This window comes from Roseovarius halophilus (ex Wu et al. 2025) (assembly GCF_047086965.1).
On record NZ_JBKOTX010000464.1, the window covers coordinates 1 to 1,394 of the forward strand.

The window sequence follows — 1,394 nt, forward strand, 5'->3', positions numbered from 1 at the left end:
CTTCTGTGGTTGCCGCCCGTAGTGCAAGAAATTTCTGACCGTTCGAGCATGTGATCGAGTGCGAACTTCTGTGAGGCCTCAGTATGCGGCATTTTCAGAAGCCGCGGGCCGGGATGGTGATCAGCGGATCGGGTCCACATCTGAAAAACGAGCTTTCAGGCTCGCAGCAGCCTGCTGGTTTTCCCAATCCGGATCTGTTCGATCGTTTTGCCCATTCAGGTCGTCGTCTTCTCACACCCCCTTGGCACCGTCACTGGCGGTTCGACAATAGCATCATGCCGCAACTGCCAGCGCCGGATCCTTGTAATCCTCGTTCTTCGTCAGCATCGCCCAGATCTGCCGGGCCATCTTGTTGGCCAGCGCGATCGCGACCAGCATCCTGGGTTTGCGCGCCAACATGCGCGACAGCCAGCTGCCCTCGACAATCGTTCGCTGCCCAAGCCAGGCCAATCGCGACATTGCACCGATGATCAGGAGGCGTCGGATATCGGCCTGGCCGGCCTTGGTCATGCGCCCCAGACGCTCCTTGCCTCCGGAAGAATGTTGTCTGGGCACAAGGCCCAACCAAGCCGCAAAGTCACGCCCGGTTTTGAACTCCGCCATGTCAGGCCCGAACGCCTCCACCGCGACAGCCGTCAGCGGGCCAACGCCCGGCATGGTCTGGAGCCGGCGCGCCCTGTCCGACCGGGTGGCCAGCGTCTTCAGTTTCGTGGTGCGCTCGGTGATACGTGCTGTTTTCTCTGCAATCTGCGCCAGCAGGTCCTTGCACTCCTCCCGGATCAGCGCAGGCAAGTCGGACGTATCATCCTCCACGAGCGCTGTCATGCGATCGAGGTGGCGTGTTCCGATGGGAAACACTTGGCCATGCTCATACAGCAGCGCCCGCAAGGCGTTCACATCGGCGGTCCGCTGATGAACCAGTCGCTCCCGGCCGCGGAACACCGCCGCCCGGGACTGCTGCTCAACCGTCTTGGGGGCCACGAAGCGCATCTCGGGCTGTCGGGCCGCGATGACGATTGCCTCGGCATCAGCTGCATCGTTCTTCTGGCGCTTGACGAAGGGGCGCACGTATTGCGGTGCGATCAGCTTCACCTCGTGCCCGAGCGCCTCCATCTCCCGCGCCCAGTGGTGCGCGCTGCCGCAAGCCTCAAAAAGGACCAGGCAGGGCTCCTGCCGGGCCATGAACGCGGAAAACTGCTTTCGCGTGAGCTTTTTACGAAACTGGACCTCTCCTGTCCGAAGGGCACCGTGGACCTGAAAAACATTCTTTGCCAGATCGACCCCGATCATCATATCCTTCATCTCGCCGTCCTCCTTTTTGCGTGGCGTTGAGCACCACGACTTTGGCACATTGCGATGCCGTCTGGGGAGGGCGGCAACCACTCCATCTGAAA

General features: G+C 61.3%; 1 protein-coding gene. It reads right to left on the reverse strand.

Going from position 1 to position 1,394, the window contains the following annotated elements; all coding sequences use genetic code 11:
• Positions 1–273: 273 nt before the first annotated feature.
• Positions 274–1,302 (reverse strand): IS110 family transposase, encoded by a 1,029-nt coding sequence (locus ACH107_RS32850; protein WP_412509785.1) that lies wholly within the window; start codon positions 1,300–1,302, stop codon positions 274–276.
• Between the last annotated feature and the right edge of the window lie 92 nt (positions 1,303–1,394).

Bases quoted from the DNA above. Each gene is read 5' to 3' on its own strand.
- ACH107_RS32850 (WP_412509785.1), bottom strand. From the start codon at position 1,302: ATGAAGGATATGATGATCGGGGTCGATCTGGCAAAGAATGTTTTTCAG.